The sequence below is a fragment of the Bifidobacterium oedipodis genome, assembly GCF_012932425.1.
In the GTDB taxonomy this organism is placed as follows: Bacteria; Actinomycetota; Actinomycetes; order Actinomycetales; family Bifidobacteriaceae; genus Bifidobacterium; species Bifidobacterium oedipodis.
The window spans coordinates 124,851-142,950 of record NZ_JAAIII010000007.1 but is presented as its reverse complement, the minus strand read 5'-3'; the positions used below and the strand labels follow the sequence as shown (position 1 = coordinate 142,950).

Genomic DNA, 18,100 nt, shown 5'->3' with positions numbered 1-18,100 from the left:
CGATCAGCAATGCCTGACGTATGCAACCAGCACACAATCGGCACGCAACCAGACAGAGGAGTCATCATGGCATCCACCATCGAACAGCGCAGCGAAAGCCCGGAACGACTTGCACGACCGCTGATCAGGCTCGCCAAAACACACGGTCTGTCCACTTCGTTCTTCGATCAGCTGGGTAACTACACCGAAATCAGCGACGAGGCGCTGGTTGCCGTGCTGGCCGCGCTGGGCGTTGACGCATCATCGGAACAGTCCATCGAGCACGCGCTGGAACAAGCTGCACAGGCTGATAGCAAACGTTTGCTAAAACCAACTATCACCACTATCGCTGGCTCCCCTGCCACCATCGAGCTCAACTGCACAGCCGACGAAACCGTCAACGCCTCCATCGAACTTGAAGACGGCACCACATTCGCTGGAACCATTGCAACACGTACTATCGAAGCCGGCCATCACACGGAACAGGCCGAACAAGCTGAACAAACCGATCATGCCAGCCGCGCCAAGCACACCGAACACATTACGCCTACTGAGACCACCGGGCACATTGCACTAATCATCGACGCCAGCCTGCCAATGGGCTACCACACGCTTACCGTCACCGCCGGCGAGCGCCACGGCACCGCCACCATCATCAACGCACCCTCCCGCATTCCTGTGCCGACCGCCGTGCAGGAGCACCATCGCTGGGGCTGGATGACGCAGATGTATTCGGTGCGTTCGGCTGATTCGTGGGGCGTGGGCGATTATGGAGATCTGAAGCTGCTGCTGGGCGATGCTGCCAAGTCCGGCGCTGATTTCATGCTGATCAATCCGATTCATGCCGGCGCCCCCATCCCGCCGCTCGAGCCCTCACCGTACCTGCCGGAATCGCGCCGTTTCTTGAACGTCACATATATTCGCCCGCAGAATATTGCGGAATATGCCACGCTTCCGGCAGAGGCCAAGGCACAGGTGGACGCCCTGCACGCTTCGGTGGCCGAACGCAACAACGATGCCGGCCCGATGGACATCAACGCCGCATGGCATGCCAAGCGTCAGGCGTTGCGGATTATTTTCGATGCCGGGCGCAATGCAAAGCGCGAGATGGAGTTCATGCATTTCCGCACCACAGCCGGCCCTGATCTAGAATCTTTCGCCACCTGGTGCTTGTGTTTCGAGCTGTGGGGCGCACCTTGGGAGTCAAACCGCTGGTTCTTCGAAAAATCCATTGATTCGTCCGAAGTACAGGCATTGGTCGAGGCGCATAAGGATTTGTTCGATTTCAACTGCTGGCTGCAATGGATTGCATCCGAGCAGGTGAATGCCGCACAACAGGCTGCACTGGATGGCGGCATGGCGCTGGGTTTGATGATGGATATGGCTGTTGGCGTGCATAGTTTGGGCGTGGATGCCTGGGCCAATCCGGAACGTTTCGCTACCGGTGGCGTGAGTGTGGGCTGCCCGCCCGACTTCTATAACCAGCAGGGCCAGGACTGGGGGCAGCCGCCGTTCAATCCGCGTTACTTGGAATCCACTGGCTACCGGGTGTATCGCGACATGGTGCATGCGATGTTTGCGCATGCGGGTGCGGTGCGCATCGATCACATCCTCGGCCTGTTCCGCCTGTGGTGGATTCCTGCCGGACTGGGCGCGAAAAACGGTGCCTATGTGAACTACGATCATGAGGCCATGCTTGGCATGCTGGCCATTGAAGCCACGCGCGTCGGTGGCATGGTGATCGGCGAGGATCTGGGCACTGTGCCGGATTATGTGCGTCGTATTCTGGCTGATCATGGTGTGCTGGGCACCGAGGTGGAATGGTTCGCCCGCGTGGACGATTCGCCCAACGCCGGCGACCCGTATAAGCCGGCATGCGACTACCGTAAGCAGGCCTTGGCATCGGTGACTACGCACGATCTGCCGCCTACCGCAGGCTATTTGCAGTTCGAGCATGTGAAACTGCGCGAGCAACTGCAACTTTTGTCTGGCCCGGTTGAGGAATTCGCGGCGTCCGCCTTGGCCGAGCGCACAGCGATGATGAATCGGCTAGTGGAGAGCGGATATCTGCCGCAACAGTATGCCGATAATGTTGACGAGCATATTCAGAGCATTGTTGAAGCGATGCATGCGATGCTGGCGGATACGCCGTCGCTGCTGCTGCAAGCAGCGCTGGTGGATGGCGTGGGCGAATGCCGCTCGCAGAATCAGCCCGGCACATCCTGGGAGTATTCGAACTGGCGTGTGCCGTTGGCCGATGAGCATCTCACGGTGGTACACACCGATGAAGTATTCCAGTCGTCGCGCGTGCAAGCCCTAGCCCAAGTCATGTGCGGAACGCGATAGTAATAGTCAGGCGCAGTTGTCACTCCGCAGCGTTCCGCTTAACGTCTGCGCCCACTTGCTATCTGCCCGCTGATGCCTGTGCCGAAGCCCCCGCGATGATACCGGCGCAGGCATCAGCCATCTCAATCACAAACATTTACTGCAAAGCTGTTAAAAAATTACCTCAAATACGGCCGCAAGGCATGCTCCAGCAGAGGGATATGCAACGCAATCATAGTGCCGTACCCCAGCACGACAAGCAGAAATAGTCCCTGCGGCATGAGGAACCAACTGGCCACAAGCAGGCCGAGGAATACAGCATCGATGGCCAACATCGCCAAGGTGACGGCGAATTTGGTCACACCGAATACAAATGCGTTTTTCCAAGTGGCAGTCACTGGATTCTCAAACCGTGCCTGCAAAGCGAAAGTCCATTCGAAACCAATCAGCCAAAGCATCGTAAGCGCAAATTTTGCAATAAGCAATGGCGTGATTTGCAGCACCACCCATGCGTACAACAGGCCACAGGCAACCAACAGATAAGGCAGCCATAATATCGTGGCCTTGACAAAATTCGAAGCAAACGCCCTACAGTAATTGCGAGTCGCTCCACCTCCTTCTCCCTGAATGGAACGACGAATCGCATCATGTCCGGCGGCAAGCGAGGCACCAATGGTCACTAAAGGGATGGATGTGATCAACATCAGAATATTGACCACCACCGCATCAATCAGATTGCTCAGCCCCTGCATGAACTTCGAATCGGGGGAAAGAAAACCCATCACACCTCCTAGTCAATATCCCAGTTGTACAACTAGTTGAGCCCCGCGCAATGCACGGGGCTCAAATTTTCTTCGCCGCCCTGCCAGGCCGGCTCAGGCAGACACCTGCGGACGCCCCACCGGGGCGTCCACCAAGGACTGATGACACAAGTCATCAGCCCTTAACAGCGCCGCCTTCGGCCCCGCAATTACGGACCACGCTTCGCGCGGACCCATCATTACCTTCGCCGCCCTGCTAGGCCGGCTCAGGCAGACACCTGCGGACGCCCCACCGGGGCGTCCACCAAGGACTGATGACACAAGTCATCAGCCCTTAACAGCGCCTGCCATCACTCCGCTGACGATGTACTTTTGGCAGACTAGGTAGAAGATGATAATCGGAATGATAGCCAACACTAGGCAAGCCATCATGGCACCCATATCCACCGATCCATAACCGCCCTTCAAATACTGCACAGCCACCGAAATGGTCTTGTATTTACCCAAGTCAAGTGTGAGGTACGGCAACAGATAGTCGTTCCAAATCCACATGGCCTCAAGAATCGCCACCGAGACGATAGATGGCTTCATAATCGGCACCACAATCTGGAAGAAAATACGCGGCACGGAAGCACCATCGATCATAGCCGACTCTTCCAATTCCGCAGGAATGCCCTTAATCACGCCAGTGAAGATGAACACGGCCAGACCAGCACCGAAGCCAAGGTAAACAATCGTCAATCCCCACGGAGTATTGAGTTTCAACATGTCAGCGATCTTGGAAAGGGTGAACATCACCATCTGGAACGGCACGATCATATTGAACAGGAACAGGGTATACAGCAGCTTCGCGGCCCAATTGTTCACACGTACAATCCACCACGCGCACATTGAGGTACATAGCAGAATCAGCACCACTGAACCAACGGTGATCAGCAATGTCCAGCCAAAGGAGGCGAAAAATTGTGTAGTTTCGATACCACGCGTATAGTTTTCGAAACCGACGAAGGCTTTACCCATAGGAATCGAAAACGCGTTGCGTGAAATATAAGCCTTCTGCTTGAAGGAATTGATCACCACCAAAACAATCGGGAAAATCCAGAACAAGGAGATGACGGTAAACAGTACCGTCCACAATCCGCCGTGCTTGACAGGCTTGTTGTTCTCGTTCATCAGGCTGCCACCTCCTTGCTTGTGGTGAGTTTGTTCTGAATAAGCGCGATAACCGCCACCAGAATGAAGAACAACACGGCCTTCGCTTGGCCAACGCCTTCCCAGCCCATACGTCCATAGAAGGTGCGTGTGATGTTCATGGCCAAGCCTTCGGACATATTGCTTGGCGCGCCATTGGTCAACGCAAGGTTCTGATCATACAGCTTGAAGCCATTGGTCACAGTCAGGAAGGAGCATACGGTGATGGACGGCATCATCAGCGGAATGATGATGCGGAACATCGTTTGACGTCCATTCGCACCATCCACCTGTGCTGCCTCAAGCACGTCAGTGGGCAATGCTTGCAAACCGGCGATATAAATGATCATCATGTAACCGATCTGCTGCCAGCACACGAGAATGACCAAACCCCAGAAACCATAGGAAGCTTTATAGGTGAGCGCTCGACCCCAGTGTGCCAGCACGCCGTTGAGCAATAGCAGCCAGATATAGCCCAAGATGATGCCGCCGATAAGGTTCGGCATGAAGAACACCGAGCGGAAGATTGTGGAGCCTTTGATGGCTTTGGTCAGCATGTAGGCGATGGCAAAGGCCAGCACGTTAATAACGATGGTGGTAACAATGGTGAAAGCTGTCGAGAAACCCAGCGCATGCAAAAATTCGGGATCCTTTAGCGCTTTGCCATAGTTCTTAAGACCTACCCACTCACCGTCGGTAACAGTGGTAAATTCACAAAAGCTCAGGTACACACCCATAATGAACGGCACCACGAACCCGATAATGAACGCAGCGAACGTGGGCAACGCGAACAGCGCCCACCATCTGCGTATCGCTTTGCCAGCCATGCTGATCATAGCATTCCTCCTCCTTGAGCCACCGCCAGCTCAACGTTGGTCGGCGTCCATTCTCAATAATGACTTCACGTTTGGTATTGGCTGCCTCGCCAATGCCATCGCGCAAATCTACCGATATGATAACGCGCATCTAACATGAAGTCAAACGTTGTCATTTTGCAGCATTCACACTCATCATTTAGGGTGATTTTGCCTAACTCTCAAATAGCATTAAAATGTTGTTTTATCAACGATAATTCAGCATTATTGCCCTATAACAAACGTTTGCAATACAATCGTTATCATCATATTATCCACAGCATTGCCGTGTACACTGGAGTGAGTTCAAACAATCCCTACACCCAGCAAAGGAGCGGATATGAGCAGCAGTCTCCAAGACGTCGCCAAAGCGGCAGGAGTTTCCATTTCCACCGTATCCCGCTCATTCACACGCCCTGATCTAGTCTCGGCAAAAACCCGCGAACGCGTGCTGGGAATAGCCAACGAACTGAACTTTTCGCTATCTCGCTCGGCGGCGGCACTCAAGTCTGGACGTGCGCTACGCATCGCCGTACTTATGAGCGGACATATTCGCCTGTGGTTCACCGCCTCAGTAATCGAAGGACTGAATGAAGTACTGAGCGCCAGCGGCTATGACATCTCCATATTCCAAATCTCCAGTATCGAAGAACGCAGGGAATTCTTCGAAATGCTCCCCATACGCCGCAATGCCGATGCCGTGATCGTAGTGTCCTTCGATATCGACAACGAGGAGACCAAGCAGCTTGCCTCCGTGGGAGTACCAATTATCGGCATCAATTCGGTCGATCCGGCCGAGCGAGGGTTCGCGGCCGCCGTCAATATCGACGATGACCAGGGCTCCACGCTTGCGGCCCGCCACCTTATTGCTTTAGGCCACCACGATATCGCTTATATCAGTACCAACCGCGAAGTGTCGCTGAGCTTTTCCGTGCAAGGACGTTTCGGCTCATTCATCTCCTATTGCAGAAGCGAAGGAATCGAGCCACAGGTAATCGTATGTAAAGTAGATGCCAACGGTAAGTATCAAATTGGCGACGTGGTCACCCAGCTGATGAGTCTGCCTACAATGCCCACCGCCATTGCCTGTCAGGAAGATGGCATTGCGTTACCGTTGATGTTCCAGCTGGAACGCAACGGTTTCCGTGTGCCCAGTGATGTATCCGTAATCGGCTATGACGATAGCTTCTATACTGACGACATCGGCCTGACCACGATTCGTCAGGATCCTACAGAAATGGCGCGGCAGGCGGCGCATATGACACTTGACCTGATCGAAGGCAAAACACCAGACGAGCCGTATGCCACATTCCCCGCTCATATCATGGTTCGCGCCTCCACCGCACGTGCCCGCTGATTGCACCACCTACAACCAACCGGCTCCTAACCATGATTGAGGCCACCGCCCCGTAAATGGGCGGTGGCCTCAATCATGGTTAGGAGAAGCTTGAACGCACTAGCTGCACTGGTTGGTACGCGAATGAAGCTTCACGCACCAACCATCAGGGCTCACACTCAGTGCGAAGCCGCGTATTCGGAAGCCCAGCCCTTGACGAAGGCATTTTCGACAGCAGACCAGTCACCAGTGCCCTGAGCATACTCAAGCAGAGCAGCACCAAGCTTATTCTTCCATTCCTCAGAAGGCATCATAGTGAAGTTCCAGCTCACGGCGGTGCGTCCGGACTTCTGGTCGGCCACAGCGGCTTCAGTCAGCGGGTTGTCAGAAGTCACATCGTCAAAAGTCTTGAACGGGGTGGTGAAGCCCATGTCCTTGGACAAAGCTTCCTTACCTGCATCAGAAGTAATAACCCACGTCAAGAAGTCTTCAGTGGCCTTCTTGTCAGCATCAGAGGCTTTATCGTTGATGCACCAGTAATTTTCGGAGCCAGTGGCCAGACCCTCATTTTCCTCGTCCGGGCCGCCGATGTAAATCGGCATCATGCCCACGGAATCGGCAGACATACCAGCCTTCTGGAGGTCGGTCCAAGCCCAAGTACCGTTCTGATAAAAGGCCGCTTCACCGAGAGCAAACTCAGAATTAGCATCGTCACCAGTCTTGGCGCTAATCTGGGTGGGCTCAGTGGTGGAATCCTTCAGATACAAATCCCAAATCTGCTTGTATTCCGGCAGATAAGTACCCTTGATTTCTGCCGGCTGTTCGGTGACGTTGTCTTCCTTGAACTCGTAATAGAGCGGCAGATTAGCCAGATGGGTCTTGAAACGCCAATCCGAGGAAGAATCCATGCCAGCGGAAGTGAACGCACCCTTGATACCAAGCTCATCCTTCTTAGCCTGCATGTCATCGGCTACAGCCTTCAGCTTGTCAAAGGAATTGATCTCATCCACGCTCTTGGCTTTGGCGCCATCGGTAGCAAAGTACTTGTCAAGGATATCTTTGTTGTAAATCAGACCATAGGTCTCCATCACATACGGCACGCCCACAACCTTGTCGCCATCCTTCAAGGCAACATCCTGATTGGTGAGTTCCTTGTAAATATCCGTGCCAGACAGATCAGCCGTGTACTTCTTCCAGTTCTGGTAGCCTACCGGCCCGTTGACCTGGAACAGGGTTGGAGCTTCGCTCTTGGCGATTTCCGACTTCAGGGTCTGCTCATAAGTACCGGAGGCAGCGGTTTGCACCTTGACTTCGACACCTTTTTCTTCAGTGTATTTCTTGGCCAGAGCTGTCCACTGATCAGCGGCTTCAGGCTTGAAGTTCAGGTAATAAACTTTGCCCTTAGCATCCCCGTCTGAGGAATTCGAGCTGCCGCAAGCGGCCATGCCGAGCGACATTGCGGCAACAGCAGCAACTGCAACCATCGACTTCACTGTGCGATTCATCTTCGAACCTTTCTCTATAGGTCGTTTCCAGCAATCTGCTGGCAGGATGATTCACTCCCCATCCTTGCGACTAACGACATGTTCTATTCTGCACCCATTTTCCAGAAATTGCAAACGATTTCATCTGGCCTATAAGTAAAAATAGGCACATTGGAGCTTAATATCTACACAATTACAAAATATTCTTTTATCAAGAAATAGGCTAAACATCAATGTTTTCAGCATTGATAGCGTTAACAGCAGCAGCGAACCGCAATCTTTGCTTTTGTAACATATCTGCGACACGCCAAACAGTTTTTTAGCAATCGTTTGCTAATTGATCTGGCCTCAACAGATCTCGTCTAGCTTCAATCAGAAGCACTTACTCTAAGCCGCGATAAGTGCCCTAACACAAGACGCAAGGTCTGTTAACGGCACTTTTCGCGGAACAAACCGCAAGAAGTGCCGCAAGCAAGCATAAAACGGCCGCTACGAGGTACTTTTTGCGGAACAAGCCGCGATAAGTGCCTCTAACGCGGGATGCAGGGTTCGTTAACGGCACTTTTCGTAGGGAAATCCGCAAGAAGTGCCGCGAACGATGCGCCGCACACGCACCGCCACACATGCACCACGGCAACGCAGCACGCACCACGGCAATACGACGAAACAATACGACGAAGGCCGCCGCTCCGAGCGAATCGGGGCGACGGCCTTTATCGTATTAATTGCGTAAGTAGCAATCAAACGTTATTTAACGAGCTCACTGCACCTGGGTACGAGCGATCTTGCCGTTGAAGGACTGAGCCATATCGGCGTCGGCGTCCACCTGGTTGTTCCAGGAGAACATGGCGCGCAGCTTCGGACCAACGGTCTCCAGGTGCGGGTGGCTGTACTCCTCCTGCAGAGCCTTGAACTTCGGAGCGCCGTTAGCCTGATCCTCCATGAACTCCTTGGCGAACTCGCCGTTCTGGATGCGCTCAAGCTGGTACTGCATGCGCTTCTTGGTGTCTTCGTTGATGACGATGCAGGTGTAGTCGCCGTACTGGGCGGTGTCGGAGCAGGACCAACGGGCCTTGTTCAGGCCGCCTTCGTTAGCCAGGTCGATGAGCATCTTCAGCTCGTGGAACACCTCGAAGTAGGCGATCTCCGGCTGGTAGCCAGCCTCGGTCAGCACGTCGAAGCCGAGGTCGCACAGGTGGTTGATGCCACCCATGAGCACGGTCTGCTCGCCGAACAGATCGGTTTCGGTCTCTTCGGTGAAGGTGGTCTTGATGCCACCGGCGCGCAGAGCGCCGATGCCCTTGGCGTAGGCCAGGGTGATGTCCCAAGCGTCGCCGCGGGGATCCTGCTCGACGGCCACGACGACCGGCACGCCACGGCCGGCGGCGTACTCACGACGAACGATGTGGCCCGGGCCCTTCGGGGCGACCATGAACACCGGGTGGTCTTCGGTGGGCTTGATGTAGCCGTAGTGGATGTTGAAGCCGTGGGCGAAGGCCAGAGCGGCGCCTTCCTTCAGGTTCGGCTCGATCTCTTCCTTGTAGACCTTGGCCTGGTACTGGTCAGGCAGCAGGATCATGACCACGTCGGCCTCAGCGGTGGCTTCGCCGACGGACTTGACCTCAAGGCCCTGCTCCTTGGCGAACTCCACAGACTTGGAGGTCGGACGCAGGCCCACGACCACTTCAACGCCGGAATCGCGCAGGTTCAGCGCGTGGGCGTGGCCCTGGGAGCCGTAACCGATGATGGCAACCTTCTTGCCATCGAACACGGACAGATCGGCGTCCTTTTCGTACCAGATAGTTGCTGCCATAATTTGGCACTCCTTTTGTATGTAGTGGGGTCGGACACGGCATTCGTGTTCCGAGTATCTACTTGTCTTCGTGTTCGGCCTCCGCGCGCCCACGATTGGTGACTCATGATCGGGCGGCGGCCTTGCGCTGCAATCAGAAGGATTGTGTCCTTCAAACCGAGCACTATCCTACCGGCAACCCCGCCGAATCAGACTTCCAGTCCAAAACGTGAGCCGGACCACAACCACAGCGCGACCACAGCACAGCAACAGCTACTGCACAATCACTTCCCTGTCAATAAGCCCGTTGCCGCTTCATTACAGTAGTTGGCCATATTTCATTACGGTAGTTGGCCATTTTTTGTTACAGTAGTTGGCTGTTTTTTACTACGGTAGTTGGCTATATTTTGTTACGGTAGTTGGCATATGTCTGCCTTTGCACTTGTGAAAAATGAGGGAACGACACTGCAAGGACCAATCCTAAGGAAAAGAACCACCATCGGTTTCTTCTGAGCATGCCATCTCAACAGTTGAGGATATGCGAAGGCCGCCATCCGGTTGGGGTGGCGGCCTTCGTATGCGTTTTAGGATTCGCTACGCAGTGGGCGAATCAGCAAGCAATGCTCACTGAATTCTGCTCACTAAGCGTGACTCACTGAACCTGGGCGCGAGCGATCTTGCCGGTGAAGGACTCGGTCTCGTCAGCGTCCTTCGCAGCCTCGTTGTTCCAGGAGAACATAGCGCGCAGCTTCGGACCAACGGTTTCCAGGTGCGGGTGAGAGAACTCTTCCTGCAGCTTCTTGAACTTCGGAGCGCCAGCGGCCTGGTCATCCATGAACTCCTTGGCGAAGGAGCCGTCCTGGATGCGCTTGAGCTGGTACTGCATGCGCTTCTTAGTCTCCTCGGTGATAACCGTGGAGGTGTAATCGCCGTACTGGGCGGTGTCGGAGCAGGACCAACGGGCCTTGTTCAGGCCACCCTCGTTAGCCAGGTCAACCAGCATCTTCAGCTCGTGGAACACCTCGAAGTAGGCGATCTCCGGCTGGTAGCCAGCCTCGGTCAGCACATCGAAGCCCATATCGCACAGGTGGTTGATACCACCCATCAGCACATCCTGCTCGCCGAACAGATCGGTCTCGGTCTCCTCGGTGAAGGTGGTCTTGATGGCACCAGCGCGCAGAGCGCCCAGAGCCTTGGCGTAAGCCAGGCACAGCGGCCAGGTCTTGCCGTCAGGATCCTGCTCAACAGCCACGACGACCGGCACGCCACGGCCAGCAGCGTACTCACGACGCACAATGTGGCCCGGGCCCTTCGGAGCAACCATGAACACCGGATGATCCTCAGAAGGCTTGATGTAGCCGTAGTGAATGTTGAAGCCGTGAGCGAAGGCCAGGGCAGCACCCGGCTTCAGGTTCGGCTCAACTTCTTCCTTGTAGACCTTGGCCTGGTACTGATCGGGCAGCAGGATCATCACGACGTCGGCTTCCTTCACCGCGTCGGCCACGGACTTGACCTCGAGGCCCTGCTCCTTGGCGAACTCCACAGACTTGGAGGTCGGACGCAGGCCCACGACCACGTTGACGCCCGAGTCGCGCAGGTTCAGCGCGTGGGCGTGGCCCTGGGAGCCATAGCCCAGGATGGCGACCTTCTTGCCATCGAACACGGCGAGGTCGGCGTCCTTTTCGTACCAGATAGTTGCTGCCATAATTGGCACTCCTTTGTTGGGATGGGCTGGGCGGCGTGTGCCGTCCGGCGTTCCGATCCACACGGGTCGTGCGGGGAATTCGGCCTGCCCTGACCAAGCAGCGGGTTGGATTCTTCGGTGATCCGCATGAATGCGGAGAAGTTTGGATAAATATTCAGTTATATGTCATGCGCCCTGCCGCAGGGGTATCGCGGGGGCTACGTGGTTTTCCTTGTGGGCTTTTCCGGTATGTAGGTTTAGTACCAGCACCGGAACGAAGCACCATGGGGTTCACGTTGTGGACGCAAGTTTTTCAGTTATGAGATTGAGGTTTGCCGAGCAAAACCACCCTGTCATCCTGAGCGGAGGCCGTAGGCCGGAGTCGAAGGATCTCACGAACGTTTCGGAACGGAGATGCTTCGACTCCGCTACGCTCCGCTCAGCATGACGAGGCAACGATTTACTTGGTAAAATCGACGTCTTTAGTTTCACGGCAGCTGAGCACAGCGATAAGCGCGCACACGGCCATCACGCCGAGGTAGAGGCCCACAGAGTGCACGCCCCAGTGGGAGCTCAGCCAGGTGGCGATGGTCGGCACGAAGGCCGCGCCGACGATAGCGGCGAGGTTGTAGCTGATGCCGGAGCCGGAGTAGCGCACATTCGCTTCGAAGAGTTCAGGCAGGATCGCACCGATCGGGCCGAAGGCGCAGCCCATCAGGGCGAAGCCGATGCACAGGAACACCATATTGGCGAAGAAGTTGCGCTGGCCGACCACTTCGCCGTTCAGCAAGAACGGGAACAGTGCAGCGAACACAATCAGCGCCACGGACGAGAAGGTGATCACGCGACGACGGCCGATCTTATCGGCGTTGACGCAGGAGATCACGATGAACGCGGCGAACACGCAGATGGCGATCATAAGCATCAGCAGGTATTCCTGATTGGTGAAGCCCAGTCCGCCGCCGCCCTGGCCGGCTTCCTTGGTGCCCCAAGCCAGCGACCAAGTAGCCAGCGTGTAGAACAGCGTGTAGGTGACGGCCACAAGGAAGGTGCCCTGCAGCACCTGCAGCCAGGACTTCTTGAACACTTCGACCAGCGGCGCCTTGACGACTTCGTTGCGCTCCTGAGCCATACGGAAGATCGGGGTCTCCTCCATATGCACACGCACCACAAGGCCAACGATCACGAGGACCGCGCTCAGTAGGAACGGCACACGCCAGCCCCAAGCCATCATAGCGGCCTCGTCGTTGAAGGATTCCAGCACAAAGTAGGTGCCGTTGGACAGGAAGAAGCCGATCGGAGCACCCAGCTCCGGGAAGGAACCATACAGGGCACGCTTGCCTTCCGGTGCGTTCTCGGTGGCGACCAGCGCCGCGCCGGACCATTCGCCGCCCAGGCCGATGCCCTGCACGAAACGGCACAGGCACAGCACGACGACAGCAACGATGCCCCACATGTCATAGGTGGGCAGGCAGCCGATGAGGAATGTGGCGATGCCCATGGTCAGCAGGGAGACCACCAGCGTGGTCTTGCGGCCCATGCGATCGCCGAAGTGTCCGAACACCAGCGAGCCCAGCGGGCGTGCGATGAAGGCGATGGCGAAGGTGAGCAGCGAGGCGAGCAGGGCGACCGTGGGGTTGCCGGTGTCGCCGAAGAACACCTTCGGGAAGTAGTTTGCCGCGGCGGTGCCGTAGGCATAGAAGTCGTAGAATTCGATGGCGGTACCGACCATGGAGGCGGCGATCACGGTTTTGACCGAATCGCGGGCCATGGCTTGGACCTTGCCACCGGCAGTGTTGCCAGTCGTGGGTTCGACTGAAGTCATGAGAGGGGCTCCTGACAATGTTGTGTACTGTTACGTACTCTTGTATTCTTCTCTGTGCGACTGCTGTGCGGGCCCTTGTGGGGCATAAAACAGCAAAGCCCCGCCAGTTTGAGGCGGGGCTTGAAGCAAACGTTATTTGCCGACCCCGCCTTCACTGGCGGGGCTTACTTGCGATAGCCGAATTAGTCCGCCAGCGAAGACGGAATAATAATTCGTGCGGACACAAAACGTTCCATCATCACGGCGAACCTCCTTTCGCTATCAAAGTCGTTCATCGAGCTTTCGCTCGAACCAGTTGCAGAATTTAGGAGCGTCCCTCGGCTCGTTCCAGCGAAGGTTCACTATGTGGGCACCACGTTACACAGTAACGCTATAGCCTTAGCGGCATGGGAACACCAAGGTAAGGTGTCTCCATGCCGCCAAGGCTATAGCGTTACTAATGAATGCCGGAGTGCCGACTGACCGGTCGGCCAGTCACTCAGGCGTTACGACGCTTGAGAATCGTCACGCCCACACCGGCAACCAGCGCAATCCCTGCGATCGCAGCAACGATAGCCACCGAGGCACCGGTCTTGGCAACACCGATAAGCTGGCCAGAGGACTCCTGGCCCTGACCGCCAGGCTTCCGGTCGTTATTGTCGGATTCACTGTCTTGTCCGCCAGTATTGCCTTGATCGCCTTGACCACCGGTATTGTCACCAGAACCGTCGCCACCAGGCTGTTGGCCCTGATCTGCCGGCTTCAACGCGGCTGCAGCGGCCTGCAGGTTCGCAAGCGCGGCGTTAACCTCGTCCTGCGTAGCGTCGGCGTTAGCGAGCACTTCCTTCGCAGAGGCCAACGCCTTGGCAAACTTGGCCCACGAATCAGCCGTGTGATCCGACTCCGCAAGTTTGCCAGCGGCGTCCACAGCAGCTTGCAACGCAGCCTTATCAGCCGGCTTGACTTCCGGATCGGGTTCAGGTTCGGGTTCAGGCTCCGGATCGGGATCCGGCTTAGGTTCTGGATCAGGATCAGGATCAACGGTCTCATCATCCGTAACCTGAATCGTCACATGGCCAACATTGCCCTCGATATCAGTGGCAGTCACCGTGGCCTCGCCGACCTTGAGCAAACGCACCTTTTGGATCGACGCAACGGATACTGTAGCGACACCATCGGCCTTAGACTTCAGCAGCTGCACCACCGCTTCATCTGAAGACGACCAAGTAACAACACCCTCGATGGCCGGCATGGTTACGGTGAGTGTCAGTTCATCGCCAACCTTCGCCTGAACCTTGCCATCAACGATCTCGGCACCCTGCGCCGCAACCGCGATGTCCAGCTGCCGGAGCACAAGCGCCTCGCGCGCCTGCTGCAAGCGGCTGCAAGCTGAATCAACCTCGGCCTGCAGAGCGTTGGTATTGCCCGCCACAGTCTTCGCCGCAGATAGTGCCTCCTGGAATGCCTTCCACGAGCTGACCGTGTACTTGCTTTCGGCCAGTGCACCGGATTCAATCTGGTTGTCCACATCAGCGATGGCTTGGTTCAGCTCAGTTTTGTCACCGCCAGCCTCAGAAACCCATACCATGGCCAGACGGGCGTTCCACCCGGAAGTGCCGTTGGTGCCGAATTCGACGTCGACCACGCCATCCTCGGGCACGGTCACGGTCTGCACCACCTGCGTGGCCTCGCCGTTGGAGTCGGCGGTCTTGTGCCCGGCGAGCACGGTGCCATTCTGCGAGACCGTGGTGTAGATTTTGGTGGTGCCACCCGAACGCGGGTTCTGCGCCGCGCCGATTCGATACGTGCCGGCCTTAAGAGTCAGATGGTAAGTGACGGGCGTGTTGTAGTAGCAGCCCAGGAACGAGCTGGTCCAATCATCCACGCTGCCGGCCGTGTTCGATCCGAATCCGCCGGAATAGCCCCAGGTTTTTCCTTCGCTAACCCCGTCCCATGTCTGGTCGGCAGCGTCCGCATTAAGCAGACCTTCACCTGCTGCGGTCTTCACCGCGGCGAATTCCTTGCCGGACGCATTCTCCGCACCGGAGTCGATGAAGTAGCGCAGGTTCTCCGGCACGGTCACCACATAACCGGAGACGGGAGCGCCGTCTTCAGTAGTGCCGGACACGTTGAGGTTCGCCACCGTCGTGGCCTTCGCGGCCGCAGCCTTCGAAGCCTCGGACCATGTCACCTTCGCGCTCTTGCCACCCACGGTCACGGTCTCGGGCAGCACGCCCGCGGCCGCGCCCACGAAGCCAAGTTCCTTCTCCTGCTGGGTCACGGTCAGCCAGTTGAGGATCGGATCGGCGCCGGCGCCGGATGCGCGGGTCACCGTGTAGGTTACGGTCTGCGCCTTGTCGAGCGTGAAGTCCACGCTGCCGGTCGCGGACGAGGTGCCCTTCTTGGTGACGACAGAGTCGCCAGTGGCAATCACGGTGCCGTCCTCACCGGTGATGGTCTGATCCATCTTGCGGTTGTTGTTGTACTGCGCCCACCAGTCGTAGAAGCCGGCGTTCAGCGTGTACGAACCGGCGTCCAACGTGAGCTTGTACGAGATGGTCTTGCCGCTATTGTTGGTGTACAGACCAGTCTGGTCACGGGAGTCTCCGGCATCGTTCTTCACCACGGCGTTCTCGGTCACATAGCCCCAGTTCCTGCCTTCAGCCCAGGCCTGGTCGGCGGCATCGGAATTCCGCAGGCCCGGCACGGCTTTCACAACCGCCTGGTACTCCGCAGCCTTCGAGGAATCGGTCACGCCGGAGTCGATGTAATATTCCAAGCCCGCAGCGATCACCTGCACGGAAATCGTGTAGCGCTTGCCGTTCGCGGTGAAGTTCAGACTCAGCGTCGCGTTCGCGGCGGCGTTGGCCACCTCATCCTCAGCGCCGTCCGCCCATGTCACCGGTGTGTCGACATCGTCGATGGCGACCGTATCCGGCAGCAGCGAACCCTTGGACAGCACCAGCGTGCCGGCATCCTGCGGCATGCGGTACAGGCTCTCATCATTCGGATCCCAGGAGTCGTAGCCTGTAATGTGGAACGGATCGGCGGAATCGGTGTCGCCGAGTTCGATCGGTGCCCAGATGAGTTTGGTGTCCGAACCGGCGGAACCGGTTCGATTATCGACCACCCAGCGGTCGCCCATATAGATGAACTCGCCCTTGGCCTGGTCCTTGACCAGCACGTAGGTGGTCTGCGTATCCAACGCCTTGTCGGCGTTAGCACCGCGGAACGGATTGCCCAGGTATTCCCACTGCTCCGACTGCAGCATGCTCTTGGCACGGAACACGGTGTTCGTGTTGGACGCCCAGCCGCTGGTGCCGGAGGTGATCATGTAGTAGTAGCCGTCCCAGTAGAACAGGGTCGGCGCCTCGCGGATGTCCTGCGGCAGCACGCGAGCGCGCCAGTTCTCGCCCTGCGGCTCGCTGTCGCCTTCCACGGCAGGGCCGGTGTAGTCGTTGTTGAGGCGCGAGATGTAGATCTTCGCGTTCATTTCCGAGGAGTAGACGGCGTAGGCGTCCACGCTGCCGTCCGCGTTCGGGTTGGCGTAGTCCACGTACACGGTCATATCGCGCGATTCACCGAAACGGGTCGAGTGAATCGACTTGTCATAGTTCATGCGGGTGGAGTTGACCAGTTTGAACGGGCCGAACGGGGTGTCGGACACCGCAAAACCGATTTCGGCGCGGGAGTAGCGCGAACCGTTGTTGTCGCTTCCGTCGAAGAAGTATTCCTTGCCCTGCGTGATATCGTACTTGCCGGAATCCGTCAGGCCGGTCACCCATTTGGCACGATCCGCATTCGCATTGGTGGCACCGTCGGAGTGGAACACGATGACGTATTTGCCGGTGTTCTTGTTGTAGACCATCTTCGGACGTTCAACGATGCTGTACATGCCATACAAATCCACGAAGGCGAGCTCCAGCGCGTCTTCGTCGTATGCCTTGGCGGTGCCGTCCGCGTTCCATTCGGCGACATACGCTTTGATGAACGTCTTGGCGTTGGCTGCGGCATCCGCATGATCTTCGGCGGCGGCCGCCTCCTCAGTCAGGTTGGCGAGACGCTTGAGTTCGGCGAGGTTCTCCTCGCTCATCACCGTGTACTGCTGGGATCCGGACGCGTAATTACTGCGCTTGCCGTCCTGCGAGATCTTATGGTCGGCACAATACTGCTGGGAGTCCACGTCGGTGTAGCATTCGTCGCCGGCGATGGCGATGGTCTTGTGCGGCAGCACCTCGTGGGTGGCGAGCACGGTGCCCATGTTGTGCCAAGTCACCAGATCGGTGGACCAGTAGCCATTCACGCCATCGACCGGGCGGGTGGCATTGGTTTTGTTCTCTCCATACAGCAGATAGACATCGTCATCCATGTCACCATCACCGGTGACGTCGTAATTGAGTTCGGATTCCTTGTACATCATGGCGCCGCCGCCATGCGCTTCAATAAGGTTGCCGTCGGTGTCTCTCCATTCGGATCCAACCTGAATCTCATTGGAAGACACAGTTTGCGCTGTGGCCGCAGCTGCGGCCACAGCAATTTCTGAATCGTTTGCGAAAGCAGGCGTGGAGACCAGTCCCACACACATTGAGACAACCGCCGTCACAGCGGATACGCCTCGCATGGGTCTCTTTCCCATAAGGGTTCCTTTCCTTGTATACAAGCCACTTCCAAGGCAGCAACGCCCTTGACTCCGTTGTTCAACGGTGGTTTCGATCACTAATCTTTTGTGATCAACGTCAATCATCATAACGCAGTTACAATCATTTATCAAACGTTTAAGAAATTGTGTCGAATATAACGCAGGCATGCTGTGCCATCTACGACTAGAATCCGCCTAGATCATGGGATACCATCGTTTCAGATGACTGTAAGGGGGAGGTCACGATTCCC

Annotated in this window: 10 protein-coding genes; 2 read left to right on the top strand and 8 right to left on the bottom strand. The window is 56.6% G+C overall.

Annotation, left to right across the window (positions count from 1 at the left end):
- Window positions 1–66 precede the first annotated feature (66 nt).
- Window positions 67–2,325 (top strand): 4-alpha-glucanotransferase, encoded by a 2,259-nt coding sequence (gene malQ, locus G1C95_RS10845; protein WP_240947541.1) that lies wholly within the window; start codon window positions 67–69, stop codon window positions 2,323–2,325.
- A 158-nt stretch (window positions 2,326–2,483) separates the two neighbouring features.
- Here the strand turns inward: malQ and G1C95_RS10840 are convergent, their stop codons facing one another.
- The 3 genes from G1C95_RS10840 to G1C95_RS10830 form a co-directional block, all read right to left on the bottom strand.
- Window positions 2,484–3,086, bottom strand: coding sequence for a DUF624 domain-containing protein (locus tag G1C95_RS10840; RefSeq protein ID WP_169172968.1), 603 nt, complete (start codon window positions 3,084–3,086; stop codon window positions 2,484–2,486).
- A 306-nt stretch (window positions 3,087–3,392) separates the two neighbouring features.
- Window positions 3,393–4,238: a carbohydrate ABC transporter permease gene (locus tag G1C95_RS10835; protein WP_169172967.1), complete on the bottom strand. Its 846-nt coding sequence runs from the start codon at window positions 4,236–4,238 to the stop codon at window positions 3,393–3,395.
- Window positions 4,238–5,092 carry a carbohydrate ABC transporter permease gene (locus tag G1C95_RS10830; protein WP_169172966.1) on the bottom strand — a complete coding sequence of 285 codons (855 nt, stop codon included), beginning with the start codon at window positions 5,090–5,092 and terminating at the stop codon, window positions 4,238–4,240. Before G1C95_RS10830 ends, G1C95_RS10835 begins: the two co-directional genes overlap by 1 nt.
- A gap of 358 nt (window positions 5,093–5,450) precedes the next feature.
- Between G1C95_RS10830 and G1C95_RS10825 the strand changes: the two genes are divergently transcribed.
- Window positions 5,451–6,467, top strand: a complete 1,017-nt coding sequence (locus G1C95_RS10825; protein WP_169172965.1) for a LacI family DNA-binding transcriptional regulator — start codon at window positions 5,451–5,453, stop codon at window positions 6,465–6,467.
- Window positions 6,468–6,625: 158 nt separating this feature from the next.
- On the opposite strand, the gene G1C95_RS10820 is transcribed toward G1C95_RS10825, so the two are convergent.
- The 5 genes from G1C95_RS10820 to G1C95_RS10800 form a co-directional block, all read right to left on the bottom strand.
- Complete coding sequence (locus tag G1C95_RS10820) at window positions 6,626–7,951, bottom strand: ABC transporter substrate-binding protein (RefSeq protein ID WP_169172964.1); 1,326 nt, start codon at window positions 7,949–7,951, stop codon at window positions 6,626–6,628.
- A 739-nt stretch (window positions 7,952–8,690) separates the two neighbouring features.
- Window positions 8,691–9,743 carry a ketol-acid reductoisomerase gene (gene ilvC, locus G1C95_RS10815; RefSeq protein WP_169172963.1) on the bottom strand — a complete coding sequence of 351 codons (1,053 nt, stop codon included), beginning with the start codon at window positions 9,741–9,743 and terminating at the stop codon, window positions 8,691–8,693.
- 631 nt (window positions 9,744–10,374) lie between these two features.
- Window positions 10,375–11,427, bottom strand: a complete 1,053-nt coding sequence (ilvC, locus tag G1C95_RS10810; RefSeq protein WP_169172962.1) for a ketol-acid reductoisomerase — start codon at window positions 11,425–11,427, stop codon at window positions 10,375–10,377.
- 439 nt (window positions 11,428–11,866) lie between these two features.
- Window positions 11,867–13,231 (bottom strand): MFS transporter, encoded by a 1,365-nt coding sequence (locus G1C95_RS10805; RefSeq protein WP_169172961.1) that lies wholly within the window; start codon window positions 13,229–13,231, stop codon window positions 11,867–11,869.
- Between the two features lie 478 nt (window positions 13,232–13,709).
- Complete coding sequence (locus tag G1C95_RS10800) at window positions 13,710–17,846, bottom strand: LPXTG cell wall anchor domain-containing protein (protein ID WP_169172960.1); 4,137 nt, start codon at window positions 17,844–17,846, stop codon at window positions 13,710–13,712.
- Window positions 17,847–18,100 lie beyond the last annotated feature (254 nt).